Source organism: Paraburkholderia bannensis NBRC 103871 (assembly GCF_000685015.1).
Taxonomy (GTDB): domain Bacteria; phylum Pseudomonadota; class Gammaproteobacteria; order Burkholderiales; family Burkholderiaceae; genus Paraburkholderia; species Paraburkholderia bannensis.
The window spans coordinates 1-1,087 of record NZ_BAYA01000094.1; the positions used below are offsets into that span (position 1 = coordinate 1).

1 protein-coding gene is annotated in these 1,087 nt (G+C 58.4%); it reads left to right on the plus strand.

Annotated elements, in window-relative coordinates:
• The coding region (locus tag BBA01S_RS39440; protein ID WP_027821169.1) for an IS1182 family transposase at nucleotides 1-1,087 on the plus strand (1,087 nt) is incomplete at both ends.

Genomic DNA, 1,087 nt, shown 5'->3' on the forward strand with positions numbered 1-1,087 from the left:
TAGACGAACTCGATCTGGCTTCCATGGGTTTCGAAGGCACCACGCCGGCGATCACGGGCCGACCGTCTTACCATCCGTCCGTGCTGCTCAAACTCTACATCTACGGCTATCTCAATCGCGTGCAGTCGAGCCGACGTCTGGAGCGCGAGTGCCAGCGTAATGTCGAACTGATGTGGCTGACCGGTCGCCTCGCGCCCGACTTCAAGACGATTGCCGAGTTCAGACGCAGCAATGGCGCCGGCATTCGCAATGTATGCCGCCGCTTCGTGGTGATATGCCGTGATCTGAAGCTGTTCACGCAAGCAGTCGTTGCCGTCGACGGCAGCAAGTTCAAGGCGGTCAACAGCCGCGATAACAACTTCACGCCCAACAAGATCGCAAAGCGTCAGGAGCAGATCGAGCAAAGCATCCAGCGCTATCTGGATGCTCTTGAGACGGCTGATCGCACGCAACCAGTCGAGGTGGAAGCGAAAACCGAACGGCTACGGGACAAGATCGAGACACTGCGCGAGCAGATGCGCGATCTGGATCGGGCCGCGGAACTGTTGAATGATTTACCGGAAAAGCAGGTTTCGCTGACTGATCCCGACTCACGTTCTATGATGTCGCAAGCCAAGGGCACAGGCGTGGTGGGCTACAACGTTCAGGTGGCTGTTGATACGAAGCACCACCTCATCGTGACACACGAAGTGACGAACGTCGGTAGTGACCGCGCTCAGCTCAGCCCGATGGCCAACGCCGCGCGCGAAGCGATGGGCAAGAAGAAGCTCAAGGCGCTAGCCGATCGCGGGTACTTCAATGCAACGGAAATCAAGGCTTGCGACGACGCGGGAATTGCGGCGCTAGTGCCGAAAACACAAACATCGAGCGCCAGGGCTGACGGGCGGTTTGACCGGGCCGACTTCATCTATATCGCCAGGGACGATCAGTACCTGTGTCCAGCGGGTCAGCGTGCGATCTATCGATACACCTCCTTCGAAGGTGCCAATCTGCTGGAGCTGCGAACGTACTGGAGCAGCGCTTGCCCGAAGTGCCCGATGAAAAGCCAGTGCACGCCTGCAGACTACCGACGCATTCGAAGATGGGA